The 24,886-nt window shown below is 70.9% G+C and carries 17 protein-coding genes and 1 pseudogene; 12 read left to right on the top strand and 6 right to left on the bottom strand.

Annotated features, from left to right (window positions below; translation table 11 throughout):
• Window positions 1-236 precede the first annotated feature (236 nt).
• From WMF11_RS48115 to WMF11_RS48105, 3 genes are all read left to right on the top strand, one after another.
• On the top strand, window positions 237-1,001 hold the full coding sequence (locus WMF11_RS48115; RefSeq protein WP_012241252.1) for an ABC transporter ATP-binding protein: 765 nt from the start codon (window positions 237-239) through the stop codon (window positions 999-1,001).
• The gene (locus WMF11_RS48110) at window positions 1,002-3,122 is read left to right on the top strand and encodes an FtsX-like permease family protein (protein WP_437975552.1); all 2,121 of its coding nucleotides are present in this window, start codon (window positions 1,002-1,004) and stop codon (window positions 3,120-3,122) included. It abuts the gene before it with no gap.
• A 531-nt stretch (window positions 3,123-3,653) separates the two neighbouring features.
• Entirely contained in the window at window positions 3,654-5,435 is a 1,782-nt protein-coding gene (locus tag WMF11_RS48105) for a right-handed parallel beta-helix repeat-containing protein (RefSeq protein ID WP_437975551.1), read from the top strand.
• A 28-nt stretch (window positions 5,436-5,463) separates the two neighbouring features.
• Here WMF11_RS48105 and WMF11_RS48100 read toward each other — a convergent pair whose 3' ends face one another.
• Window positions 5,464-6,180 carry an RNA polymerase sigma factor gene (locus tag WMF11_RS48100; RefSeq protein WP_437547511.1) on the bottom strand — a complete coding sequence of 239 codons (717 nt, stop codon included), beginning with the start codon at window positions 6,178-6,180 and terminating at the stop codon, window positions 5,464-5,466.
• Between the two features lie 470 nt (window positions 6,181-6,650).
• Here WMF11_RS48100 and WMF11_RS48095 point away from each other — a divergent pair, with 470 nt between their 5' ends.
• Together WMF11_RS48095 and WMF11_RS48090 are read left to right on the top strand one after the other, a co-directional pair.
• Complete coding sequence (locus WMF11_RS48095; protein ID WP_437975550.1) at window positions 6,651-8,597, top strand: YgiQ family radical SAM protein; 1,947 nt, start codon at window positions 6,651-6,653, stop codon at window positions 8,595-8,597.
• The gene (locus WMF11_RS48090; RefSeq protein WP_437975549.1) at window positions 8,572-9,798 is read left to right on the top strand and encodes an aminotransferase class V-fold PLP-dependent enzyme; all 1,227 of its coding nucleotides are present in this window, start codon (window positions 8,572-8,574) and stop codon (window positions 9,796-9,798) included. Before WMF11_RS48095 ends, WMF11_RS48090 begins: the two co-directional genes overlap by 26 nt.
• A gap of 558 nt (window positions 9,799-10,356) precedes the next feature.
• Here the strand turns inward: WMF11_RS48090 and WMF11_RS48085 are convergent.
• Window positions 10,357-10,743 (bottom strand): hypothetical protein, encoded by a 387-nt coding sequence (locus WMF11_RS48085; protein WP_437905732.1) that lies wholly within the window; start codon window positions 10,741-10,743, stop codon window positions 10,357-10,359.
• Window positions 10,744-10,941: 198 nt separating this feature from the next.
• A pseudogene (locus WMF11_RS48080) lies at window positions 10,942-11,211 on the bottom strand (hypothetical protein); the annotation flags it as partial.
• 578 nt (window positions 11,212-11,789) lie between these two features.
• Between WMF11_RS48080 and WMF11_RS48075 the strand changes: the two are divergent.
• The 3 genes from WMF11_RS48075 (at window position 11,790) to WMF11_RS48065 (ending at window position 15,420) form a co-directional block, all read left to right on the top strand.
• Entirely contained in the window at window positions 11,790-11,975 is a 186-nt protein-coding gene (locus WMF11_RS48075) for a hypothetical protein (protein WP_437975548.1), read from the top strand.
• Complete coding sequence (locus tag WMF11_RS48070; protein ID WP_437905730.1) at window positions 11,972-12,391, top strand: type II toxin-antitoxin system VapC family toxin; 420 nt, start codon at window positions 11,972-11,974, stop codon at window positions 12,389-12,391. The genes WMF11_RS48075 and WMF11_RS48070 overlap by 4 nt, the downstream gene beginning before the upstream one ends.
• A 653-nt stretch (window positions 12,392-13,044) precedes the next feature.
• Window positions 13,045-15,420, top strand: coding sequence for a hypothetical protein (locus WMF11_RS48065; RefSeq protein ID WP_437975547.1), 2,376 nt, complete (start codon window positions 13,045-13,047; stop codon window positions 15,418-15,420).
• 6 nt (window positions 15,421-15,426) lie between these two features.
• Here WMF11_RS48065 and WMF11_RS48060 read toward each other — a convergent pair whose 3' ends face one another.
• Both WMF11_RS48060 and WMF11_RS48055 read right to left on the bottom strand, forming a co-directional pair.
• Window positions 15,427-16,008, bottom strand: a complete 582-nt coding sequence (locus WMF11_RS48060; RefSeq protein WP_437975546.1) for a hypothetical protein — start codon at window positions 16,006-16,008, stop codon at window positions 15,427-15,429.
• Window positions 16,009-16,047: 39 nt separating this feature from the next.
• The gene (locus WMF11_RS48055; RefSeq protein WP_437975545.1) at window positions 16,048-16,926 is read right to left on the bottom strand and encodes a hypothetical protein; all 879 of its coding nucleotides are present in this window, start codon (window positions 16,924-16,926) and stop codon (window positions 16,048-16,050) included.
• A 92-nt stretch (window positions 16,927-17,018) separates the two neighbouring features.
• Between WMF11_RS48055 and WMF11_RS48050 the strand changes: the two genes are divergently transcribed.
• The 4 genes from WMF11_RS48050 to WMF11_RS48035 all read left to right on the top strand — a co-directional run bounded on the left by WMF11_RS48050 (window position 17,019) and on the right by WMF11_RS48035 (window position 23,494).
• Complete coding sequence (locus WMF11_RS48050) at window positions 17,019-18,884, top strand: bifunctional homocysteine S-methyltransferase/methylenetetrahydrofolate reductase (protein WP_437905727.1); 1,866 nt, start codon at window positions 17,019-17,021, stop codon at window positions 18,882-18,884.
• Between the two features lie 75 nt (window positions 18,885-18,959).
• Complete coding sequence (locus WMF11_RS48045) at window positions 18,960-21,623, top strand: M1 family aminopeptidase (protein ID WP_437975544.1); 2,664 nt, start codon at window positions 18,960-18,962, stop codon at window positions 21,621-21,623.
• 44 nt (window positions 21,624-21,667) lie between these two features.
• Window positions 21,668-22,456 carry an enoyl-CoA hydratase-related protein gene (locus tag WMF11_RS48040; RefSeq protein WP_012241241.1) on the top strand — a complete coding sequence of 263 codons (789 nt, stop codon included), beginning with the start codon at window positions 21,668-21,670 and terminating at the stop codon, window positions 22,454-22,456.
• A gap of 114 nt (window positions 22,457-22,570) precedes the next feature.
• Window positions 22,571-23,494, top strand: coding sequence for a DUF4351 domain-containing protein (locus WMF11_RS48035; protein ID WP_437975543.1), 924 nt, complete (start codon window positions 22,571-22,573; stop codon window positions 23,492-23,494).
• A gap of 198 nt (window positions 23,495-23,692) precedes the next feature.
• Here WMF11_RS48035 and WMF11_RS48030 read toward each other — a convergent pair whose 3' ends face one another.
• Window positions 23,693-24,841 carry an FAD:protein FMN transferase gene (locus tag WMF11_RS48030; RefSeq protein WP_437905724.1) on the bottom strand — a complete coding sequence of 383 codons (1,149 nt, stop codon included), beginning with the start codon at window positions 24,839-24,841 and terminating at the stop codon, window positions 23,693-23,695.
• Window positions 24,842-24,886: the final 45 nt, after the last annotated feature.

The following is a 24,886-nucleotide window of genomic DNA, read 5'->3' as shown; positions in this document are numbered from 1 at the left end:
CGTGTGCCGTGCCACTTCTCGGACAAGAGCGGGCAAGCCGTCATCGATCCGCTTGGTACCGTCGACCGGGAGCGTCTCGCCCGTCGTCTTGGTCGCCACGCGCCGGCGCCCCTCACGCGCACCGTGGCCGTCCTTCAGGAAATGTTCTCTCCGTGAGCGGAGAGACACGCATCGTCGACCCCCCTGACGGTATCATCCACGCGGTAATTTCGACGAGCCCGGCACCGCGCACGCCCATGAGCACCCCCTCGACCCCTGCCTCCGACGAGGCCGTCCTCCGCGTCCGCAACCTCCACAAGTCCCACGCGCTCGGCGCGACGCCCATCGAGGTGCTCCGCGGCGTCGACCTCGACATCCACGCCGGCGAGATGTGCGCGATCATGGGCCCCTCCGGCGTCGGCAAGAGCACGCTGCTCTCGTGCGTCGCCGGCCTCGAGTCGCCCGATCGCGGCGAGATCCGCGTGCTCGGCGAGGACATGGCCGCCCTCGACGAGCACGGGCGGACGCTCCTGCGCCGCCGCCGCGTCGGCATCGTCTACCAGTTCTTCAACCTCGTCCCGACCCTCACCGGCTACGAGAACATCGTCCTCCCCTACCTCATCGACGGCGCCGCGCCCGACCACGACGCCGCGTCGCGCATGCTCGATCGCGTCGGCATGCGCGCCCGCGCCGAGCACCTGCCGTCGCAGATGTCCGGCGGCGAGATGCAGCTCATCTCCATCGCCCGCGCCCTCGTCCGCCGCCCCGCGCTCGTGCTCGCCGACGAGCCGACAGGCAACGTCAACGTCGCGACCGGCCGCCGCATCATGGCGCTGCTCGCCGACGCCCTCCGCGACGCCGGCAGCGCCATGCTCCTCGTCACGCACAACGCCGAGGACGCCGCCCGCGCCCACCGCGTCGTCTTCATGCGCGACGGCCTGCTCCTGCACGACGCCGCCCTCGCGGGCCCCGCCGTCACCTCGGCCGCCGTCCACGATCGGCTGAAAGAGCTCGGCATCTGAATGCTCCTCCTCCTCCGCGCCCTCCTCCAGCCGCTCGTCCGGATCCTCGCCCTGCGCAACCTGCGCGCCGACCGCTTCGGCGCCATGGCCGCCGTGCTCGGCGTCGCCCTCGGCACGGCCACCGTCAACGTCGTCCTCATCCTCGACGTCGGGACGCGCGCCGTCGAGGCGAGGAGCGCCGTCACCAACCCCGACCTCCCCGTCTTCACCGATCAGACAATCACCCTGCGCGGCCTCCGCCCCGACGGGCAGCCCATCGACGCGGAGGACGCCCAGGAGGAGACCCACGAGGACTACGAGATCATGCGGTCCGCGATCCGCCTCGGCTCGCTCTCCGCGTTCCTCGTCGGCGCCCTCATCGTCTTCTTCACCTTCAACGTCGCCGTCGAGCGCCGCCGCCGCGAGATCGCCCTGCTGCGCAGCGCCGGCGCGCTGCCGCCGCAGGTCGCGGCGGTCTTCGTCCTCGAGGCCCTGCTGCTCGGCGTCGGCGGCGCCGCGCTCGGCCTGCTCGGGTCGATCCCGCTCGCGTACCTCGCCGCGAAGGCGGGCATCACGACGACGGGCCGCGCGCGCATCCCGCTCAACGCCATCGTCCTGCCCTGGAGCGCGATGCTGCTCGTCTGCGGCACCGGCGCCCTGACCGCGCTGCTCGGCGTCCTGCGCCCGGTGCGCGACGCGCTCCGCCTCGACATCGCGCGCGCCCTGCGCCCGCGCTTCGTCGAGGGCGGGGCCGAGCAGCGGCGGCGCATGCGCGGCGTCACGCTGCTCGCGCTGCCGTTCATGGTGCTCGTCTACGGCCTGCTGCGCCCGTTCTTCCAGGAGTCCGTCCCGCTGTTCGCCTTCTTCGTGCTCGAGGCGGGCCTCGCGTGCGCGGCGTTCCTCGCCGCCATCGTCTTCGTCCCGGACCTCGTCGCCCGCCTCGGCGCGCTCGCCGTCCGCCTCGCGCCGCGCCGCTGGGCCGCCGAGCGGCTCCTCTTGCAGCGCCGGGTCGAGCACAGCGGCCACGAGCTCGCCTGGAGCGTCGGCGGCGTGATGATGGTGTTCGCCCTCCTGCTCGCGCTGCACATCGCCACGACGGCGCTCAAGCAGGAGGTCTCGGCCTGGGCCGGCCGCGCCCTCGCGCCCTACGCGTTCCTCTACCCCGACGAGCCGCTCGGCCACGCCGAGCGCCTGCTGCCGCGGTTGCCCGAGCGCCTCGTGGCGGCGCGGTTCTCGAGCCGCACCCCGTGGCCCAACGTCGCCTACGCCGTCCCCGCCGACGAGCTCCTCGCGCTCGCCGAGGCCACGGGCCGCGCCGAGCCGATCGCGCTCGCCCGCCGCTTCGGCCCGGGCAAGGCGCTCGTCTCCACGATGATGGCCCGCCGCTTCGGCGTCGGCCCCGGCGACCAACTCGAGGTGGGCGGCCGCGCCGGCACGCGCCGCCTCGAGGTCGTCGGCATCACCGACGAGCTCGGCTACGTCCACGCGGCCGGCGCGTACCGCAACCTGCGCACGTACGCGGTCATCGACGCGTCCGATTTCCCGGTCATCTCCCCGTACGCGACCGCGATCGGACACACGATCGCCCTCGCCGATCCCCAGACCGGCGCCGCGGCCGCGCGGGGCGGCTCGGCGACGCCGCCCTGGGCCGAGCTCCTCGCCGACGTGCCGCGCGCCCGCGACGTCCGGATGCAGACGGGGGTCGAGATCGAGGCCATCCGCCGGAAGGCGACGGGGCGCGACTTCGTGATCTTCGACATGATCCTCGGCTTCACGACCGTGCTCGCGGCGATCGGCGTGGCGAACCAGATGGTCCTGGCGCTGCACGCGCGGCGCCGGGAGCTCGCGCTGCACCGCGTGCTCGGCATGACGGCGGGGCAGGTCCGCCGGATGGTCCTGATGGAAGGCGCGCTGGTGGGCGCGCTGGGCGGGACGCTGGCCGTGCTGCTCGGGATCCCGCTGGGCTCCGCGGCGCTCGGCGCGCTGCGCACGGTGTCGACCTTCGAGGTCGAGTTCCATATCCCGCCGGAGTACGGCCTGTTCACGGCGCTCGGCGCGACCGCGGTGGCGCTCTTCGCGTCGCTCTATCCCGCGCGGAGCGCGGGGCGGAGCAACGCGGCGGAGTCGGTCCACTACGAGTGACCACGAGCAGGGACGCGCGCCCGTCCTTCACGAAACTCGCCCGGCCGTCGCGGGCTCTTCTCCCCCGATCGCCCTCGGCGGGACGCCGCGAAGCGCTCGGACACGGCGCTTGCGCAGAGGCGTTCAGCATGACAAGCAACGTGGCATATCGTGGGCGCGACCACATCCCCGCGGGCATGTGCGACGGCGCTTCCGGCGCGTTCACCGCAACAGGCAGATCGCTCTCGAAAATAACTGTCACGGACAGCCTCGCTAGCCGTTGACGGCGAGCCAGCGCGCTCAGCGTCCCTGGCGTTGACGCGCCTCCCCGCGCTCGCCGGGACGGGCGGGCGCGCCGCGCGGCGCGCCCGCTCATGAAATCGCTCAGGCCGGACACGGAGCGCGGGACGTCGGTGTGCTCGCGTCGCGGCGACCCCGGAGGGGTGACTCTCTCCCTGGCACAGCGGTGCTCCGCTCGACTTCTGCGTTCGCTCCTTGCCCCTGACCGCGACTAACAGCGACGGATCGACCCTCGTCCGAGAGGAGGTAGGTGTGTTATTGGCCCAGCGGTTTGTGCAGATCTGGTTCGGAGTCCTGCTCGCGATCGCCGCCGCTCCAGCCGGAGCGACGCTGCCCCCGGACAGCGCCGCCCGCTCCGAGGCGAGCTGGGGATATCACCCCCCTCCGGAGGAGCGCGCTGTGTCCTCCCAGGGTTTCTGCAGCCTCGATCTGCCCTACACCGAGCCGCCCTTCCTGGCAGACCAGACGAGCGGCATCGCCTGCCCCGGTTACGCCACCCAATCGCCGATCTGCACGGGGCCGTTCTGCCCAGCCAGCGGCGTTTGCCCGGGGACGAGGGCGCTGCACGAGGACCTGAATGCTTGCCAGGGGGCGGCCTGCTGCCTGCCAGGCTCCGTCGACCCGGACGGCGCGGTCAACGTCCTGCCCTACCTGGCGAGGCCGGCGGAATGGCCCTTCTCCGCCGAAGCATCCGTCGACCGCAGCACGAACGTCGACGACAGCCCGGGCATCGCGACGGCCATCGAGTGCGCGGCGTCGCTGAGCGCCAGCAGGCGCACCGTGGCTTTCCCTGCCGGGCGTTACGTGCTGCGCACCCCGCTGCGGCCTCACCATGACGCGCTCACCCTGGAGGGGCCGGAGCTGTCTCCCGAGGCCAGCCCGGGCGATCCCCGGACCGCGACCCTCGTGGCGATCCCCTGCAATCCGGAGCAGTACCCCGGGGCCATCCAGGTCACCCGGGTCGTCAAGCCGGACGGGACCGTCATCAGCGCGGTCCGGGGGCTCTGGATCCGCAATCTGCAGATCGTGGCCACGGAGGGGCCACGCAGGACGGCGAACAGCGGCATCCAGCTGAACACCTGCTCGGACTGCAAGGTGGAGAACGTCATCATGCGCTACTCGCCCCTCGTTCCCCAGCTACCTTCCTGCAAGCCGAGCAACCTGGAGGGCATCGGCTTCACCTGGGGCTCCGGGGGCGTCATCCGGAACGTGCTCGTGGATGGCTTCTCGAAGAGCGGCATCTACCTGTCCTCCGTCGCCGGGTACCACGACACGCCGCCCATCCTCGTGGAGAACTGCGAGATCAGGAACATCACCGGCCCGATCGGCGCCAGCGGGATCAAGATCATCACCGCCAACGTGACCGTGCGAAACTGCCATGTCCACCACAACATGATCCATCCCGGCGACGGCTCCACCACGGTCGCCGGCGGGCATGGCCTCTGGATCTCCACCCAGATCTCCCCTGGGCCCGGGATCCCGAGCCCGGCGCCGTACAACGTCGTGGTCAAGGACAGCTACTTTCATCACAACGGCGGCTCCGGCGTCGTGCTCGCGAGCCCCATCGAGGAAGAACGGCCGAAGGGGGTCCTGATCAAGAGGGTCAAGTTCGCTTACAACGGGGGCCATGGCGTCCACGTGCAGGCTGGCGCCGGCGTGGAGTTCTCGGACGTCTGGTCCTGGGGAAACGCGCTCTACGGCGTGCTCCTGAGCTCGCGGACGACGCTGCCCGCGACCTCGGTCCGGGTAGAGGATGTGACCCTGGAGAACCTGCTCGTCTTCGACAATGCCCTGCGCTTCGCGTCGGGCTCCTTTCCCGGCATCAGGATAGAGGCCAGCGACGTCACGATCCGCGGCGGCACGGTGGCTCGCTGCGAGCCCTGGCGCGGGGCGCAGTCGCGATCCATCCAGCAGCAATGCTGGCTGTCGGGGCCGGCCGGCGCGCAGGTGCTCTTTTCTCCGGAAGAGAACGTCATCTCGGACGTGAGCACCTACGGCACGAGCGCGCCGGAAGTGCTGGCGTGCCCTTATTGACGAGCGGCGGGGCCCGCGCTGCGCCGGCTCACTTCCCCCGCTTGCGGCGCCGGGGTGCCGGCCGGCGGCGCGTCGTCGCCTCGGCGGCGAACGGCCTGTCGCCGAGGCGCAGCGCGCTCCGCTGCTCCGGGTCGAGCCGCTTCACCGCCGCCCGGAAGTCCTCCCGGGCCAGCCGTAGCCGGTTCTGCCCCGTGTTCTCGTTGATCTGGAGCTCCCGGGCGATGTCCACCACCGGGATGTCCAGCATGTCGTGCATCACCAGCATCACCCGCCGCTGCGGGTCGAGGCTGGCGAGCAGCGCGTCGATCACCTCGGCCCGCTCCATCGCCTCCAGCCGCTGCTCCAGACGGGGCCGGCTGTCGGCGCCGGCGGAGATCGCGATGAGCCGCAGGCCGTCCGGGATCTCGCGGCGCCGATAGGCCCGGTCGCGGTAGTGGCTGACCTGCCGCCACGCGATCCCGTAGAGCCACCGGTAGAGCGAGTCCCACACCCGCCGCGGCTGCCCCTCCCCGATCCACGGGAGCACCTCGCTGAGCGGCACCGGCTCGTGGTCCTCGTCCTCGAAGTCGTCCTCGAAGAAGTCGTCCTCGTCGCGCCGCCCCTGCAACGCGCGCAGCAGGCGGCTCGCGTCGAAGGTCTCCAGATTGCGGTACGAGGCGAGGAGGACGTCGTGCAGCACGTCCTCGCGATCGTTCGCCCCCACGCCAAACCCCTGGAGCAGCCCGCGAAGGAAAGGAACGCCCACCTCGTGCACCACAGCGAAGCTGAGATGTTTGACGCGGAGGGCATCATCTGATCGTGATTCCACATATTATTTTTACGAACCCTCTTTCCGGGTCGTTTTGGAACCCTCCCCCGCGCGCAAAAACCGCGTTTTTTGAAGCGTTTTTTGATGAGCTCACCAGCGACTGACGCCGTGTGTAACGCCGCGGCTCGTCGTGGTGGTGCGTGGCGCGAGCCAGCCCTCATGTCGCGTCCGGAGATCCGATGCTCCGGTGACCAGAAGCCGTGACCTGCTGGCCGGGTATCGTGTAACGTTGGCGTTTCTCCCGGGAAAACGCGGGCTGCGCCCTCCCGCCGGCCCCCCGCGCGCCGGCCTCGGCCGCGGCCCCGCGGGGCTTGCCCGGCGCCGTCACGCGGTCACGCGGGCACCTCGCCCGCCGCCGGGGCCGCCCCCTTGCCGCCCGCTCTCCCGGCCCGTAGGGTGACGGCGCCGTGCCCCTCACCCAGCTCCGCCGAAGCGCCGGCGCCGCCCCCCGCGACCTGACCGCCTTCCTGCCGACGACCCGGGAGGAGATGCGCGCGCGGGGCTGGGACGCGCTCGACATCCTGCTCGTCAACGGCGACGCCTACGTCGACCACCCCGCGTTCGGCGCCGCGATCATCGGCCGCTTCCTCGAGGGGCGCGGCTTCCGGGTCGGCATCGTCTCCCAGCCCCGCTACCAGGACACGAGCGACCTCCTGCGGATGGGCGTACCCCGGCTCATGGTCGGGGTCACCGCCGGCAACCTCGACTCGATGCTGAACAAGCTCACCGCGCAGAAGAAGGTCCGCAGCGAGGACCAGTACTCGCCGGGCGGGCAGGTGGGCCTCCGCCCCAACCGGGCCTCGATCGTCTACGCGAACCTCTGCCGCCAGGCGTTCCCGGGCGTCCCCATCGTCCTCGGCGGCATCGAGGCGTCGCTCCGGCGCATCGCGCACTACGACTACTGGTCCGACCAGGTCCGCCGCTCGGTCCTGCTCGACGCCAAGGCCGACATGCTCATCTTCGGCATGGGCGAGAAGGCCGTCTGGGAGGTCGCCGATCGCCTCCGGCGCGGCGAGCCCGTCCGGTCGATCCGCGACGTCAGGGGCACCGCCGTCCCCCTGCGCAAGGGCGAGTGGGAGCACATCGAGGGCTCGCGCTACGTCGCCGACGGCAAGGCGGTGATCCTCCCGAGCTACGAGCAGGTGGCCGCGGACAAGGGCGCCTTCGCGGAGATGTCGCGCGCCTTCCAGTTCGAGACGAACCCCGGCAACGCCCGGCCGCTGCTCCAGGCGCACGGCGCCGAGGCGGTGTACTTCAACCCGCCCGCGTTCCCGCTGGAGACGGGCCAGATGGACGCGCTCTACGACCTGCCGTTCACCCGGGTGCCGCACTGGTCGTACGACGCGCCGATCCCCGCGTACGAGACGGTGAAGCACTCGGTCGTCACGATGCGCGGCTGCTTCGGCGGCTGCACGTTCTGCTCGATCACCGAGCACGAGGGCCGGGTCATCCAGTCGCGCTCGGCGGACAGCATCCTGCGCGAGGTGCGGGCGCTGCGGCGCATGGACGGCTTCCGCGGCGTGCTCAGCGACCTCGGCGGGCCGACCGCGAACATGTACCAGATGCGGTGCAAGGACGAGGCGATCGAGAACGCCTGCCGGCGGCTCTCGTGCGTCTTCCCGGAGGTCTGCGAGAACCTGAACACCGACCACGGCCCGCTGCTCAAGCTGATGAAGGCGGTGCGCGAGGAGCAGGGGATCAAGAAGGTCTTCATCGCCTCCGGCGTGCGCTACGACCTCGCGGAGCGGTCGCCCGAGTTCATCGAGGAGCTGGCCGCGCACCACACGGGGGGCCAGCTCTCGGTCGCCCCGGAGCACAACAAGAAGGACGTGCTCGACAAGATGAAGAAGCCGGGCATCGAGAGCTACGAGCGCTTCGCCGAGCAGTTCCGGTGCGCGAGCGAGGAGGCCGGCAAGAACCAGTTCCTCGTGCCCTACTTCATCTCGGGGCACCCCGGCTCGACGCTGCGGGACATGGTCGACCTCGCCATCTACCTGAAGAAGAGCGGGATGAGGCCGCGCCAGGTGCAGGATTTCATCCCGACGCCGATGTCGATGGCGGCCTGCATGTACCACACGGGGATCGACCCGCTCACGCGGGAGCCTGTGTACACGGCCAAGGACCTGCGCGAGAAGAAGCTCCAGAAGGCGCTGCTCCTCTACTGGGACCCGGCGCACCACGACGAGGCGCGGGAGGCCTTGATCAAGGCGGGCCGCGGGGATCTCATCGGCACGAAGCCGCACTGCCTCGTGCCGCCGGCGGCCGGCAAGGGGGCGCCGCCGCGCTACCTCGCCAAGGTCCGCGGGGAGCGCCGGGGGAAGCCAGCCGATGCGACACACCGCCGAAATCGATAGGGATCGGGCGTTCACCGCGAAGCTCGGCGATCGCGGCCTGTTCCCGCACCTCACGCCGCTCGTCTACGTGAACCACGCGGGGATCTCGCCGCCGTCGCGGCCGGTGCGCCTCGCGATGATGGCGCTGCTCGACGACTACGCCGCGCAGGGGGCGGCCGCGTTCCCGGCCTGGTACGCGCAGCGGCTCCGCCTGCGGGAGAAGCTCGGCCGGCTCATCGGCGCGGAAGCCGAGGACATCGCGCTGGTCCAGAGCACGACGCGCGGGCTCACGGACATCGCGCTGTGCCTCCCCTGGCGGCCGCGGGACCGGGTGATCCTCTTCGAGGGGGAGTTCCCGGCCAACGTGACCCCGTGGCAGCGCGCGGCCGCGATCTTCGACCTGGAGGTCGTCTTCCTGCCGCTCGGCGGCTTCGCGGACGGCAGCGGCTCGGGCCTCGCCCAGCTGGAGGACGAGCTCGAGCGCGGGGCGCGGCTCGTCGCGGTGAGCGCTGTGCAGTTCCAGACCGGGCTCAGGATGCCGCTCGCGGCGATCGGCGCGCTCTGCCGCGCGCACGGCGCCGAGCTCTGCGTGGACGCCGTGCAGGCGGTCGGCGCGACGCCGGTGGACGTCGAGGCGGCCGGGGTCGATTACCTCGCGTGCGGCGGCCACAAGTGGCTGATGGGGCTGGAGGGCACGGGCTTCCTCTACGTCCGCCGCGAGCGCCTGCCGTCGCTGCGGCCCGCGGTGGCGGGCTGGCTGAGCCACGAGGACGCCGTGAGCTTCCTGCTCCAGGGCCCGGGCAAGCTCCGGTACGACCGGCCGATCCGGCAGCGCGCCGACTTCGTCGAGGGCGGCAACCTCAACGCCGCGGGCTTCGCCGGCCTCGAGGCGGCGGTGGACCTCATCCTGCAGATCGGCGTCGAGCGCATCCACGAGCATGCGAACCGGTTCCTCGACCCGCTCGAGGAGGCGCTCCGGGAGCGCGGATGGGAGAGCCTGCGCCCGGGAGATCCGGCGCTGCGGGGTTGCTCGCTCGGGGTGAGGCCGCCGGGCGGCGCCCCGGTGGTCGAGCTGTACCGCGAGCTCACCCGCCTCGGGATCGCCTGCGCCATCCCGGACGGCGTGCTGCGCTTCTCGCCCCACTGGCCCAACGCGCTCGACGAGTGGGAGCAGGTGCTGCTGTCGGCAGACGAGGCGCTGAGTCGGGTCCGGAACGGGTGAGCGGCAGGTAGCGCACGCCGCGGCCCCGCGAGGCTACGCCATGCGCCGCCGGTAGGGCTCCGTGTTCAGGAGATCCACGGCCCACCTGCAGTGACCATCCTGCCGCAAGCCATCCGCGCCGGAGTACAGATCACACGACCTGAGCGCATAGGAATACATTCCCCGGGAAGAAGTCCCCGTGCACGACGGCCAGCGGGCCGTCGTACCTCTGCCCGAGGTAGAGCTCGCGGAGCCGGGCCTGCTTCGCGGCGAGGTCGACACGTCCGCCTCCAGCGACGCCCGCTGCCGCTCGATCTTGACCTCAGCGAGGCGGCAGACGAACTCGTACCATCCCTGAGCCCGCGCGCTGCTGGGCCAGCGCCCCACGGTGGGGCGGTGAGGAGAGCGCTTGAGTCCGATTCTTCAGAGCGTCCGGACGTCCAAGCCCCCGGACATAGATGTTGTACACTTTTGTGCTCGGGAATGCCTGCGATCGCAGGTCCGCTTGACTACAGACGTGGACAACATCCGTGTCCTGCGGCTTGGACGTCTATGACGTGGGGGCAGGCGGTCAGCCCATCACCACGGGGGCGGATAGATGTGAGTACGGTCGCAAGCCTCCAGGCAGTTGCTGTAGTTATCGTGACACCAGCTGATGCAATCCGCGCGGCCCGGCCCTGGATCCATATCTTCGCGGCAGCCGCGGTTGCATTCGTAGAGATGCCCACCGCAGGCGGAGAGGCAGCAGGTGTGGGAGCCCCCGCAGCCCGTCGAAGGCGGGGGGGACAGAGGCAGCGCGGCGACTTCGAGCTCCGACGCGTCCTGCCCCTCGAGGTCGGACGGGGCATCCTGCCCCTCGAGGTCGGACGGGGCGTCGGCCACACAGGCCGCGAGCGAGAAGGCGACGGCGCACGCGCCGAGCGCGGAGACGATGGGGCGAAGAATGGAATGATGCCGATGGCTCATGATATGGCCTCCTGGGAGATGACGATCATCCGGCGTGCGCCTGCGCTGTGACCTGCTTCGCGCCGGTCGCCGTCGCCTCAAGCAAGGCGCGCGCCGGCTGCCATGGCGTAGATTCGAAGCCCTTCGTGCGAGGACGACTGGTCGACGCGGCGCAGGTTGGGCTGTCACGACGCAAATTGCGCCGGTTCTGCGCAACGTCTACGAAGGCGCCCCGCGGCGCGACGTGCCCGACCGCGGGGCGCCGCGCGCCGTCACCATCGAATGCCGGTGCCGCACGCGGTGAGCGCGTTCACCGTCGTTCCAAGCGGCACGCTGTCGTTCGGCTGACGGAACGATGCCCCATCGATCAGGGTCGGCGGCCCTCGACGCGGATGTAATCATAATTACTGGCGATGATCCGAGCAGCGTGTCGTTGGCCTCCATCCCGTAGATCAGGTCCTGCCCGGCGGACCCGTCGAGATAATCGGCGAGGCCAGTACCGACGGGCGGGGTGCCACCTAAGGGATCCCCTTAGGGGCTCTACTGGTATGACTGCATTCCCACCCTGCGCGAGGACTGGCTTCGGCCCCTCATGATTGCCTTCGACCGCATCGCCCGGGGGCACGCCGTCTTCTCTCGGCTTGTCAGCCGAACGGGACCGAAGAGTCCACTTCCTTCAGGTCCGGCTCCACACCGCCCGGCGATCCGCTGGTTCAAGCGAAACTCTGACCCACTCCGGCGTATCAAGGGCGTGTCCGGAGTGGTCAACCGATCCTGCAGATCGGGGTCGGACGGATCCACGAGCACGCGAACCGCTTCCTCGACCCGCTCGAGGAGGCGCTCCAGGAGCGCGGCTGGGAGAGCCTCTGCTCTCCGGTACTGACGGGTTGTGGCGGCAGGGTGCCGCTTTCAGGTGCTGTGACCGAGCCAGCGATGGTGAGGGGGATCCTCGCGCGGCTTGGCCTCCCGCTGGAAGCTCCGGAATGCCGAGCGGGCAATCCTATGGAAGGGCTTGAAGCCAGCGCGCTGGCGGGCCGAGGATGTTCACGCTAGCCTGAAGCATGAACATGACGCGGCACAAGCACCTCAAGCTGGATCAGTCCAAGATTGATCGAGCCAAAAAGCTCCTCGGTGCGAAGACGGAGCAGGAGACGATCGAGCGGGCGCTCGATCTCGTCCTCGGCGAGGAGCCGATCCTGAAGGTCCACCGGCGCGTCAAGGCGGTCGGCGGCTTCGACGATACGCTTCGATGATCCTCCGGAAGGTCCTCCTCGATACGAACCTGTACATCGGCTGGCTGAACCGGGGGATCCACGAGGACCTGATGATAGGGCCGGGACTCGTCCGGTATCTCTCCGCCGTCGTGCAGATGGAGCTCCGCGCCGGCGCCACGACCCTCCCGGCGCGGCGGGCCGTCGATCATCTCTGCCGCGCGTACAGGGGCGTCGGGCGGATCGTCGCCCCGGACGCCGAGGTCTTCGACCATGCCGGACGAACGTTGCGGCGGCTCCGCGAGGCGGGGCGTGAGGTGCACCGAGCCTCGCTGGTCAATGACGTGTTGATCGCGCTCTCGGCACGTTCTCTCGGCGCCACCGTCCTGACAGCCGACGAGGACTACGATGCGATTCGAGCCGTCCTCGACTTCAAGCTGGAGCGGGTCGTAGCCTGAGCGCGCCTCGGCGGCGCTGCCCGCCGAGATCCTCACCCGCACCGTCCCGCTCGGGATGTCGTTATCCGTTCTGTCGACATGTCGCATTCCGTACTGCGGCTGTCTGACATCCACGCATCGCAGGACCCACCTTCACACCACATCCTATCGAGGCAGCGACCTCCCTCAACGCCATCGATGTTCGCCCTCCTTGACACGCGCGAAACCGAAGCGGACGATGAGAACGGCAAATAAGGACGGGACTGTCCTTCACGTGACCTAACCATCCGCGTGCGCTCGTGCGCTGGGGGGCTCCGCAAGGCGCTCGGCAGCAGCGAGCCGCTGTGGACCGCCTTCCAATCCAAGCTCGGGTCATTGGCTCCGGCGCCGCACACGTCGCCGGTCCGTCAGGGTTTACCACCGACAGGGAGAGCCACATGCCGCGTCATAGAACATCCATTCATGCACTCTGGTTTTGCATCACCGCCGTCACGTCGTGCAGCGCGGAGGTTGATCCAGCGAGCACGGACGGCGCCGAGGAAACTCGGCCTCACGGGCAGCAGGGGCCCGACGCCGCGTCCCTGGAGCGCCGCGCGGCGTTCATCGCGACAGTTCAGAGACAGGCGTCCTCTGCGTACAATGTAAGCCACAACACAGCGGGCGCGCGCGCCGGGGTGAGCGCTCTGAATCCGGCGCACGGCCTCGTCTCCGAGTTCACGTCGGCCGGCGTCGCCGTGACCCGCGAGGGCTCGGTGAGCGCGGGTCGAATCACGATGAAGCTCGCGCGTTATGGCTGCGAGGGGGCGCTCGTCCCCCTGGACGTCGCGGCCGAGCCGCGCGGATCAGACAACCGCGTCGAGCTCAGGCACCTAGCCCCGTCCGCGGGCCTGAGCGTCACGGAGTGGTACCTGAACGGCCCCCTCGGGCTGGAGCAGGGCTTCTCCCTGGATTCGCCGCCTCCATGCCGTCGCGACGGCGAAGGCAAGGTGGAGCTCGAGATCGCGCTCGGGGGGGATCTCTCGCCGGAGCTATCGGAGGACGGCCAGTCGGTGGCGCTCTTGGACGAGGCCGGCGCGGCCGTGCTGCGGTATGCCGATCTCGTCGTTCAGGACGCGCGCGGGAGCGTGCTTCCGGCGGAGATCAAGCTGAGCGACGCGAGCCTCTCGATCGTGGTGGACGACACCGGCGCGGCCTATCCGCTCGAGGTCGACCCGCTCATCGCCACCGAGCAACACGTGCTCTACGCCAGCAACGCTGCGAGCGACGACGCTTTCGGGTGGTCCGTGGCCATCTCGGGGAACACCGCGGTGGTCGGCAGCCTGGACGCCGAAGCAGCTTACGTGTTCGTGCGCAGCGGCGCGTCGTGGACCCAGGCGGCCGTGCTCGCGCCCAGCGATGGTCTGCCGGGCGATCGCTTCGGCGCGTCCGTCGCCATCGACGGGGATACGATCGTCGTCGGGACCTTCTCTTACCCGGCGAATCACGGCGCTGCGTACGTGTTCGCGCGCAGCGGCGACGTGTGGCACGAGCAGCAAAAGCTCGTCGCGCAGGACAACCCGCGCCGCGACAACTGGTTCGGATATGCCGTCGCCGTATCAGGCAGCACGATCATGGTCGGGGCGCCCTACGATAGCGGCCCGACGGTTGATGGCCCCGGCGCTGCATACATCTTCGCCCGGAGCGGGGCCGCGTGGGCGCAGCAGGCCAAGCTCGTACCCAGCACCGACACCTTCGACCAAGGCTCGACCGTCGCCCTGGACGGCGACACCGCGGCCATGGGGGGAGAATGCGATGACGGGGTTGACTTCAATTCGGGCTGGGATCGTCCGTGCCAGGTTCACGTATTTGCCCGTGCCGGCAACACCTGGTCCGAACAAGCCATTCTTTACCCGCCGATCGGAGCGACACCGCACTACAGGTTCGGCGCCTCGCTCTCGTTGAGCGCGGAGACGCTGGCGGTCGGCACCACCGTCTACGATGAGCGCGGCCCGGACAGGACGGCCGCCGTGGTCTTCGCGCGCAGCGAGGGCGCGTGGACCCAGCAGGCCATGCTCTACCGCAACGACGTCGACACGCCGGACTATGGCGGCTGGGGTCGCAGCGCCAGCGTCGCCGTGTCCGGGGACAGGTTGATCCTCGGCGGAAGCCACGACGGCGGGCTGGGGCCGAGGATCTTCGCCAGGACCGGCGGCGTATGGACGCCGCAGAGCAAGGTCGAGAGCTCCACGTGGAACACGTGGGATGTTCGTGTAGCGCTCTCGGGAGACACGCTGATCGCCGGTACATGGGCCGATGGCGTTCGCGGCGAGGGCGCAGGCGCCGCTCACGTCTTCCAGGTGAAAGAGGTTCTGCCGGCTCACCTCGTGGGAGCCCGCGCTTTCGTCGAGCGTGCCGCCGACAAGCCGTTCGTGCTCGACAGCGCCGACACCAACAGGTTCGGGACGCCGAGCAGCATCGATTGGGTGAGCTTCACCGGGACCACGCAGGGCGCAACGCTGTTCACCCTGTCCCTCTTGCATGAGGATCCCACGCTGACGACCTCGATCCTCCGCGGCTGGTGGGGCTCCACGAGCCCGACCTCCACGAGCCTGTACGGTCAGGTCGTGGCCGGGAACCACTTCAAGCGGATCTCGAAGATCGGCGACATTCTGCCTGGCGATCTGCTGGTCATCAACTACACGGACGGCGGCTCGGGACACACGGCGATCGTCGACGCGTCCCCGACCGCCATCGCGCCGGCCGAGCCCGTCGTCTCCGGCACGACCCAGTATTCGCTCCGGGTCATCGACTCGACGAGCACCGCCCACGGGTGCGCCACGGACCCGAGCACGGGCGACACGCGATGGGTGCCGGCCGATCCCACCAAGCCGTGCCGCGGCGGGAGCACGGACGGGGGGGCGGGCAGGGGCACCATGCGTATTTACGCCGTCTCCCAGGGCCGGGCGAACGCCGGGGACCTCACCGGGTACAGCTGGAGCCTCACCTCGGGCTCCGCGTACTTCCCGCAGACCGGCGCGCGGCCCCACGTGATCGGCCGCCTCGTCCGCTGACCTCGCTCACCGCCCCCGCTCGTAGTCGAGCGCGGCCTTCTCCACGACGTCCCAGTCCCGCGCGGCCCGCTCGGCCTCGGCCACGAGGTCCGCGGTGAACAGCGTGAGCCCCCAGATGCCGTTTTCGCGCCGCCGGAACGGGTACCGCGTGCCGCGCGCCGTCTCGACCGTGGCCCGCTCGCCCGTCACCTCCACCTTCCCGATGCCGGACAGGTCGCGCCGGAGGCGCGCGATGAAGCCCTGCTTCGTGGCCATGTCGACCCACACGTCCGCCCCGTCCTCGGCCATCGCGTGCGCGCGGTACTGCTCCAGCAGGCGCGCGCGCTCCGGCTCCGGGTAGCTCGCCTCGATCCGCTCGCTCGCCTTCCGCCGGTAGTCGCGGATGGTGTACGCCGCGTGCTGCGCCCGGTCCTCGAGGTACGAGAAGCACGCGCGCGGATCGCTGACGCCGATGCTGTACGCGATGCGGAGATAGGCGCCCTCGGGCGTCGTGTCCGGCGGGAACTGGTTGAGCTTGAGCCAGACGAGCACGAGGGCCAGCACGCCGACGGCGGCGGCGCCCCAGGCGATGGCACGGCGACGGGTCATGTCCGGCTCATCTCTCGCTCTCTCGAACCGCCCGGCACGCTAGTCGAGGTGCCCGCCGAACTGCAGATAGAGCGACGTCACCCGCCCCCGGTCGAACGCGGGCCCGAGCGGCCTGTCCAGCGCGAGGAGCAGGCCGGCCCGCATGAAGAAGGTCTTCTGGCTGTCGTACACGAAATACGGCAGCAGCGAGACCTGCCCCTGATCGTCGTAGACCGACGACGGCACCCACACCGTCTGGAGCGCCACGCCGCCGCCGAAGCCGGAGCGGCTCTGGAGCTCGGGCTCGACCTTCGCCTGGAACACCGCCTCGAGATCGTCGGAGTCGTCGATGAACCCGCGCCGGACGCCGTCCCCCACCGGGATGAAGAACGTGAGGTCGCCGCCCGCCCGGAGCACGAAGGACCTCCCGAAGCGGTACTCGATGCCGCCCAGGCCGCCCACCGGGAGCGCGTTCGCCGCCCAGAGGTGCAGATCGTAATAGGCCATCGCCGACGCGCTGAAGCCCCTGGCCACGTGCCAGTCGTAGCCGTCGACCGCGCCGAGCGGCAGCCCGGCACGGCCGCCCGCGTACCACGTGAGCTTGCGGGCAATGTCCGAGTAGTAGAGCGTGAACGTCGGGTTGCCGAGCGCGGCGCGCGACTGGCGGTCCAGATCCTCGAAGTCCCCCGGACCGTCGAACGAGAGCGCCAGCGGGAACTTCAGGTTGATGAACAGATCCGGCGACGGCTCGAACTGCACGAACGGGACGGCGGCGAGCGATGTGCCGTAATCACGGGCGCTCCACAGGTAGAGGTCCACGCCTGCGTCCGAGCGGTGCACCGGCGGATGCCAGGCGCGCGCCTCGGAAGGGGCGGCGAGGAGCGGAGCAGCGGCGGAGACCGCCAGGGCGAATGCTTGAAGCCATCGGGGCGTGCTCATCTCGAGAACTGCCCTACCGAGATCCGCGCCGCGCCGTCAACCGCGTCGAGCCCCCCTTCCTGAGAAGCCGGAGCGCCCCTACGATGCGCCCCATGTCCCGCACGAGACCAGAGGCCCCATTCCTCGACGCGCTCCGGCGTTCGATCCTCGTGTTCGACGGCGCGATGGGCTCGCTGCTCTACGAGCGCGGGGTGTTCGTCACCCAGAACTTCGAGCAGCTGAACGTCGCGCGCCCCGATCTCGTGAAGAAGATCCACGCCGAGTACGTCGCGGCGGGCGCGAACGTCATCGAGACGAACACCTTCGGCGCGAACAGGTTCCGGCTCGAGCGGTACGGGCTCGTCAACGAGGTCCGCAACTTCAACCTCGCGGGCGCGCGCCTCGCGCGCGAGATCGCGGGCGGCGACGCGTACGTCGCCGGCTCGATCGGCCCGACGGGGCTCGTGCCCGGCGTCGCCACGCGCGACGACCTCGCCGCCGCGTCCGCCACGTTCGCCGAGCAGGCCGGCGCGCTCGCCGAGGGCGGCGCCGACCTCCTGATCCTTGAAACATTTCGCCATCTCGACGAGATCAAGCTCGCCATCGACGCGGCGCGGGCGGCCGCGCCGGGGCTCCCGGTCCTCGCGTCGATGACGTTCGACACGAGCGGCGTCGCGGCGGACGGCAGCGAGCCGGAGCGCGTCGCGCGGACGCTGCGGGACTGGGGGGTCGAGCTCCTCGGCGTCAACTGCGGCGACGGCCCGCAGCTGTCGCTCGCCATGGCGGAGCGGATGGCGACCGCGGGGCTCCCGCTCTGCGTGCAGCCGAACGCCGGCCTGCCCCGCACGGTCGACGGCCGCCAGCTCTACATGGCCACGCCCGAGTACTTCGACGTCTTCGCCCGCCGCATGATCCAGGCCGGCGCGGCGATGATCGGCGGGTGCTGCGGGACCACGCCGGAGCACGTCCGGTGGATGGCCAAGTCGGCCCGCATGCTCCGGGGCGGCGCCGCGCCCGAGGCCGCCGCGCGCCCGCACATCACGATGGACGCGCCCACGGGGCTCGAGCCCACGCCGCTCGGCGAGCGGAGCCCCCTCGCGGCGAAGATCGCCGCCGGCAAGTTCGTGGTCTCCGTCGAGGTGAACCCGGCGCCAGGCCTGAACCCCGAGAGCGCGCTGAGCGCCGCGAAGATGCTCATCGACAGCGGCGTCGACGTCGTGAACGTCGCCGACGGCCCGCGCGCCACGGCGCGGATGACGAACCTCGCCTTCTGCTCGCTCCTGGTCCAGCGCTACGGCATCGAGCCGATCCTGCACGTCTGCGGCCGCGACCGGAACCTCATCGGCCAGATGGCGCACCTGCTCGGCGCCCACGCGATCGGCATCAAGAACCTCGTCATCATCACGGGCGATCCGCCGAAGATCGGCGACTACCCGGAGGCGACCGCCGTCTACGACCTCGACTCCATCGGGCTGCTCAACATGGCGAGCACGATGAACCGCGGCCTCGACCCGGCCGGCAAGCCGATCCCGGGCGGCAAGACGTCGTTCCTGCTCGCCACGGGGCTCGAGCCCGGCGCCCAGGACCTCGACAAGGAGATCGCGCGTCTGGAACGGAAGCGCGCGGCGGGCGCCGACATCATCATGACCCAGCCGATCTTCCACCAGGATCTGCTCGAGAAGGTGCTGCGGCGCATCGAGCACCTGGGCATGCCGGTGCTCGTCGGCGTGCTGCCGCTGGTCAGCCACAAGAACGCCGAGTTCCTCCACAACGAGGTGCCCGGCATGCAGATCCCGGAGGAGATCCGCGAGCGCATGCGCAAGGTCCCGGCCGGCCCCGAGGCGCGCAAGGAGGGGGTGAAGATCGCCCGCGAGATGCTCTTCTCGGTGCGCGACCGGGTGCAGGGGGCCTACCTGATGCCGCCCCTCGGCAAGTACGAGCTGGCGCTCGAGGTGCTCGACGGCCTCAAGACGGGCTGATCCGCCCGGCGGCCCGCCCCCGCGCACGAGTTCTTGCTTGCAGCGCCGGGCGCCGCGCGGGGAAACTTCGCGGAGATGTCCATCGAGTACCGGCTCCACTCGCGCTGCGCCTGCGGCTCCGTGCTGTCGTCGTCCGAGTTCGCCGCCGCGTCGCGGCCCTTCACGCTGGCCGGGACGAGGCGCGTCTACGAGCGCTCGCGCCCCTTCACGATCCGGCACATCGCCCTCGATCTCGCCCTCGACGTCGAGGCGCGCTCGATCCGCGGCACGGCGCGGCTCGACGCGGTCCGCGTCGACCCCGGCGCGCGCGAGATCGCGCTCGACGCCATCGGCTTCGACCTCGAGGCGGTCGAGATCAGCGCCGGGGCCGGGCGCGCCGCGAAGCCCAAGCGCGGCGCGGGCAAGGCGGCGAGCGGCGCGTTCCAGCCGGCCGAGCACACGTACGACGGCGAGACGCTCCGCGTCGCCGTGCCGCTCGACGAGGCCGAGGCGTCGATCCTGGTCCGGTACCGGGCGACGCCGCGGCGGGGGATCTACTTCCTCCAGCCGGACGAGCACGTCCCCGACCGCCCGCGCCAGGTCTGGACGCAGTGTCAGGACGAGGACGCGCGCCACATCTTCCCGTGCATCGACAAGCCCCATATCAAGCAGACGACCGAGCTCCGCGCGCAGGTGCCGCCGGGCTGGTACTGCCTGTCGAACGGCGAGCTCGAGGGCGACGCGAGATCGCAGAAGGAGGGCGTCTATCACTACCGGCTGGACGAGCCTCACCCGAGCTACCTGTTCACGCTCGTGGCGGGCGAGTTCGCCCGCATCGACGGCGCGGCGCTCGACGTCCCGCTCGCGTACTTCGTGCCGAAGGGGCGCGAGGAGGACGGCCGCCGCACGTTCGCGCGCACGCCGGACATGATCCGCCACTTCAGCGAGAAGCTCGGCGTCAAATATCCCTTCCGCCGCTACGCGCAGGTGGTGGTGAGCGACTTCATCTTCGGAGGGATGGAGAACACGACCGCCACCACGATGTACGAGCACATCCTGCTCGACGAGCGGGCGGCGCTCGACATCTCGTCGGACGATCTCATCGCCCACGAGCTCGCGCACCAGTGGTTCGGCGATCTGGTGACCTGCCGCGACTGGTCGCACGGCTGGCTCAACGAGGGATTCGCGACGTTCATGGAGCACGTCTATCGGGAGCACCACCTCGGCGCCGACGAGTACGATCACGGCCTGAAGGCCGATCTCGACTCGTACCTTGGCGAGGCGCGCGGGCGTTACCGGCGGCCCATCGTCTGTCAGGACTACGAAGCGCCGCTCGACATCTTCGATCGACACCTCTACGAGAAGGGCGGGCTCGTGCTCCACCTGCTCCGCCGGGAGCTCGGAGACGAGCTCTTCTGGCGCGGGGTGAGCACCTACCTGACGCGCCACGCGCGCGGGGTCGTGGAGACACGGGACCTCGCCCGCGCGCTCGAGGACGTGAGCGGCAAATCGCTGGAGCGCTTCTTCGAGCAGTGGGTCTTCCGCGCCGGGCACCCCGAGCTCGACGTGAAGATCGAGATCGAGGGCGACCAGTGCACCGTGACGGTGAAGCAGGCGCAGGCGGCCGGGCAGCCCAGCCGTGAGCACGCGCTCCAGCCGGACGCCTCGACGCCGCCCGTCTTCGCGTTCGACCTGGTGCTCGATTTCGGCTTCACGGAGGGCAAGGGCTCGATGACGCGGCGCGAGGTGCGGCGCGTGGATCAGGCGGCGCACACCTTCGTCATCCCGCTCCCGCGTCGGCCTCGCCTCGTGGTGGTGGATCCGGACCTCAGGATCCTGGGCGAGGTCCGGGTGGACGCGCCCGGCGATCTCCTGCGGGCGCAGCTCGCCCACGCGCCCACGGCGCGCGGCCGCATGCTCGCCGCGAAGCCGCTCTCTCGGCGCGACGACCCGCCGACGGCGCGGGCGCTCGGGCAGTCGCTCTCGGACGCGAGCGAGTTCTGGGGGGTGCGCGCCGCCGCCGCGGCCGCGCTCGGCGCGCTCCAGTCGAGCGCGGCGTTCGCGCTGCTCGAGGGCAGCGCGGGCGTGGAGCACCCGAAGGTGCGCCGGGCGGTCGCGAGCGCGCTCGGCAGCTTCCGCTCGGCCAAGGCGGCGGAGGTCCTCGGCAAGCTCGCCCTGCGCGACGCGAGCTACCTGGTGCAGGCCGAGGCGGCGCGCGCGCTCGGGGCCACGCGGCAGAGCTCGGGGTTCGAGACGCTGGTCGATCTGCTGGATCGCCCCTCGTGGGGCGAGGTCATCCGCTGCGGCGTGATCGACGGGCTGGCCAACCTGCGGGACGAGCGCGCCGTGCCGCACCTGACGGCCCGCACACGCTACGGCGTCCCTACGCGGGGGCGGCGGGCGGCGATCATGGCGCTACCGAAGCTCTCCAGCGATCGGCGGACGCGCGAGCTCCTCGAGGAGCTCCTCGATCAGCCGGATCCGTACCTCCGGGTCGACGTCGCGCGCGCGCTGGGCGATCTCGGCGACGGCCGGGCGCGGGGCGCGCTCCAGCGGCAGCTCGACCGCGATCTCGACGGGCGGGTGCGGCGTCGGATCCGCGAGGTCCTGCGCGATCTCGGCGGGGCGGGCAAGCGCGAGCTGGATCGGCTGCGGGACGAGCTCGAGGCGCTGCGGCGCGACAACGCGGAGATCAGGGCGCGGCTGGGCAAGCTCGAGGTGGCGAGCACAAAGGCCAAGAAGGCGGCCGACGCCAAGTGAGCGAGCCTCTTTGCCGCTCCGCCGCGGTCGGCTAGGCAGGATCCATGTCGGAAGCCACTCCCGTGAAGCTCGACCGGCGTGGCGCGGTCGCGGTGCTCACCATCGATCGGGCGGATCGCCGCAACGCGCTCTCCCGGGACGCGCTGCTCGCGTTCGGCCGCCTCGGGCGCGAGCTCGTGGACGACCCGGAGGTGCGCGCGATCGTGATCACGGGCGCCGGTGACAAGGCGTTCTGCGCCGGCGCCGACCTCAAGGAGCGGCAGGGCATGAGCCCCGACGACGTCCGTCGCCAGGTGGGCCTGTACCGGACCGACCTCGGGGTGCTCGCGCGGAGCCCGAAGCCGGTGATCGCGGCGATCAACGGCGTCGCGTTCGGCGGGGGGCTGGAGCTGGCGCTGATCTGCGATCTCCGGGTGGCGGCGCCGCACGCCGAGCTCGCGCTGCCGGAGACGTCGCTCGGCATCATCCCGGGCGCGGGCGGCACGCAGCGGCTGCCGCGGGTCGTCGGCGAGGCGCGGGCGAAGGAGATGATCCTGCTCGGCAGGAGGCTCACCGCGCCCGAGGCGCTCGCCTGGGGTCTCGTGAACCGGGTGTCGCCCGAGGGCACGCCGGTGGTCGACGACGCGATCGCGTGGATCGAGCCGATCGCGAGCGGCGCGCCCATCGCGCAGGCCGCGGCGCTCGGGGCGATCGACGACGGCTATGACGTGCCGCTCTCGCTCGGGCTCGAGATCGAGCGGGTCCACTACGACGAGACGCTGCGCAGCGAGGATCGGCTGGAGGCGCTGCGCGCGTTCGCCGAGAAGCGGAAGCCGGTCTACAAGGGGCGGTGAGGGCGGCGAGCGGCGGTGACGGCGGGCGCTCTGCTCGCGTTGGGAGCGGCCGCGCGGCGCGCGCTGGCCCGCTGGTGAAGCTCGTGCGACCGCCTTCGTGCTAGCCTTGTCCGCATGGATCCCAAGCCGACCGGCGCCGCGCTCCTGCTCGCCCCGGCCGCCCGGGGCGGCGCGGCGGTGAGGTTCCCGCCCGCGGAGCCTCAGCGGGCGCATTTCCCCGCCGTCGATGAGCACCTCGTGGCGCCCGAGGTGACGCGCGACGAGCTGATCCGTGGGCGCAAGGTCGTCGCGGCGCCGGCGCTGGAGCCGCACGCCGAGCAGCAGGTGCGGCTGGATTTCCTGATCGCGCCGCACCTTCGGCCCGGCTACATCGGCGCGGCCGATCTCATCACCCGCGTCGCCGAGGGCTCGGATTTCGCCACCGACCTCTCCATCCGCAGGGCGGGGACCGATCCGGCGACGGGGCGCCGGTATCTGGAGGAGCTCTCGTTCGAGATCGTCAACGAGCAGTCGATGCGAGACGCGCGCGAGAAGGCCGAGGATCTCGTCGCCCGGGGCGTGCGCCGCGTCTTCGCCATCTTCGTCAAGCGCGACGAGGTCGCCGAGTGGTCGGCGGCCGAGGAGCGGTTCGTGCCGCTCGCGCCTGACGCGACGATCGAGGATCTGTGCTTGGTCCGTCCGGTCCCCGTCCGCGCGTTGCTTGACGGCGCGGCGGCTGAGCGTGAGGTCGTCCGCGCGCTGGAGCGCAAGGGCAATTCCGAGATCGAGGCCATCAAGGCCCGCGAGCGAAAGGCAGCGCTCGATGAGGGGCGGCGCGCCGGGCTCGATGAGGGGCGGCGCGCCGGGCTTGACGAGGGGCGGCGCGCCGGGCTCGACGAGGGCCAGCGAGCCGTGCTGCTGCGCCAGCTCCGGGCGCGGTTCGGAGAGGTTCCCGAGGCGAGGCGGGAGCAGGTCTTTGCTGCGTCCGGGGAGCGGCTCGCGGAATGGGCCGAGCGGATCCTGACGGCCAGGACACTGGACGAGCTCTTCGAAGGCTGAAACGCCGCACATCGCGAGCGACTCAGCAGATGCATCGACATCTCCCTCGCTGAGAATGGCAATTGCAACATTGAATTCGCCTTGATGTTTGATGGCCGAAGCTCCTCGGAGAGCGCGCGGACGCCGCAAGCTCCCGAGAGCACGATTGGCTCACACGCAAAGCGCAACACCCGAAACCTGGCCTCAGCGCCGAGACCACTACAGCCCGTCGGTCGGCTGCCGCAGCACCTCGACCTTGCCCTCCAGCCGCTTCGACACCCATACCTTGTTGTTCCGGTCGACGATCACCGCCCCGCAGTCCTCGATCGACTCGACGAGCGCGAGCCCCTTCTCGGCGCCCAGGATGAACACCGCGTCATCGATGGCGTCCGCGGTCAGCGCGTCCTTTGCCCAGATGGTCACGCTCCGGCTCTCGGACGCAGGGAAGCCCGTCCGCGGATCGATGATGTGGTGATAGCGCCTGCCGTCCTTGATGAAGCTCCGCTCGTAGTCGCCCGCCGTGGAGAAGGCGTGGTCCTCCACCTCGATCATGGCGAAGTAGTCGTTCGCGTCCTTGCCGCGCGGGTCCCGCACCCCTGCCCTCCACGGCGACCCGTCCGGCTTCTTTCCGGCGATGTACAGGTCACCGCCGGCCTGCACGAAGAACGACGTCAGCCCCTCCCCGCGCAGCACCCGCGCCGCGGCGTCGACGGCGTAGCCCTTCGCGATCCCGCCGAGGCTCATCCGCATCCCGGGCTTCCCGAGCATCACCGTGCGCCGCGCGCGATCGATCTTGATCTGCCTGTGATCGATGAGCGCGCGCGCCCGCTCGACGTCTTCCTTGCGCGGCACGTTGTCGTCGATGTCCTCGTCGAACTTCCATAGCCCGTGCATCGCCTCGAAGGTGACGTCGAAGACCCCCTCGGAGCGCTCGCTGATCCAGAGGCTCTTCTCGATCACGGCGAGCGACTCCGGGCTCACCTCCACCGCGCCCTTCCCGGCCGCCGCGTTGACCCGCGACAGCTCGCTGTCCGGCCGCCAGGTCGTCATGAGCCCCTCGAGCCTGCGGATCTCGGCGATCGCCTTGTCCAGCCGGGCCCTGATCGCCGCCTCATCCATCGCCTCGCTCGTGTAGGCGGCGAGGAGCAGGCTCGTGCCCATCGCCCTCGCCTCGACCGCGACGCGGGCGGGCCCGGCCTGCGTCGGGGCGGCCTGGGCCGGCAGAGGCGCCGCGCTCGCGCTCGAGGCGGCCGGCCCGGCCTCCTGGCGCGCGCGTGGGCGCGCGTCGCAGGCAGCGAGCGCGAGCGCCGCCGCGAGGCAGGGGCAGAACCAGAAGAAGAGGAGCGGAGAACAGCGCGGTCCGTGCATTCGAGGGTCCTGGCTCCGTGAGAAGTCCCGAAAGCGTGGCGGCGC

This window comes from Sorangium sp. So ce295, assembly GCF_051527405.1.
Lineage (GTDB): Bacteria > Myxococcota_A > Polyangia > Polyangiales > Polyangiaceae > Sorangium > Sorangium cellulosum_B.
Note: the sequence above shows the minus strand (reverse complement) of the source record. Positions and strands in the feature narration are given on the sequence as shown.

Coding starts and splice junctions, on each gene's coding strand:
- WMF11_RS48060 (WP_437975546.1), bottom strand. CDS start 16,008: ATGACCCGTCGCCGTGCCATCGCCTGGGGCGCCGCCGCCGTCGGCGTG.
- WMF11_RS48050 (WP_437905727.1), top strand. CDS start 17,019: ATGTCCCGCACGAGACCAGAGGCCCCATTCCTCGACGCGCTCCGGCGT.
- WMF11_RS48030 (WP_437905724.1), bottom strand. CDS start 24,841: ATGCACGGACCGCGCTGTTCTCCGCTCCTCTTCTTCTGGTTCTGCCCC.
- WMF11_RS48110 (WP_437975552.1), top strand. CDS start 1,002: ATGCTCCTCCTCCTCCGCGCCCTCCTCCAGCCGCTCGTCCGGATCCTC.
- WMF11_RS48090 (WP_437975549.1), top strand. CDS start 8,572: ATGCGACACACCGCCGAAATCGATAGGGATCGGGCGTTCACCGCGAAG.
- WMF11_RS48040 (WP_012241241.1), top strand. CDS start 21,668: ATGTCGGAAGCCACTCCCGTGAAGCTCGACCGGCGTGGCGCGGTCGCG.
- WMF11_RS48055 (WP_437975545.1), bottom strand. CDS start 16,926: ATGAGCACGCCCCGATGGCTTCAAGCATTCGCCCTGGCGGTCTCCGCC.
- WMF11_RS48070 (WP_437905730.1), top strand. CDS start 11,972: ATGATCCTCCGGAAGGTCCTCCTCGATACGAACCTGTACATCGGCTGG.
- WMF11_RS48115 (WP_012241252.1), top strand. CDS start 237: ATGAGCACCCCCTCGACCCCTGCCTCCGACGAGGCCGTCCTCCGCGTC.
- WMF11_RS48085 (WP_437905732.1), bottom strand. CDS start 10,743: ATGAGCCATCGGCATCATTCCATTCTTCGCCCCATCGTCTCCGCGCTC.
- WMF11_RS48075 (WP_437975548.1), top strand. CDS start 11,790: ATGACGCGGCACAAGCACCTCAAGCTGGATCAGTCCAAGATTGATCGA.
- WMF11_RS48045 (WP_437975544.1), top strand. CDS start 18,960: ATGTCCATCGAGTACCGGCTCCACTCGCGCTGCGCCTGCGGCTCCGTG.
- WMF11_RS48035 (WP_437975543.1), top strand. CDS start 22,571: ATGGATCCCAAGCCGACCGGCGCCGCGCTCCTGCTCGCCCCGGCCGCC.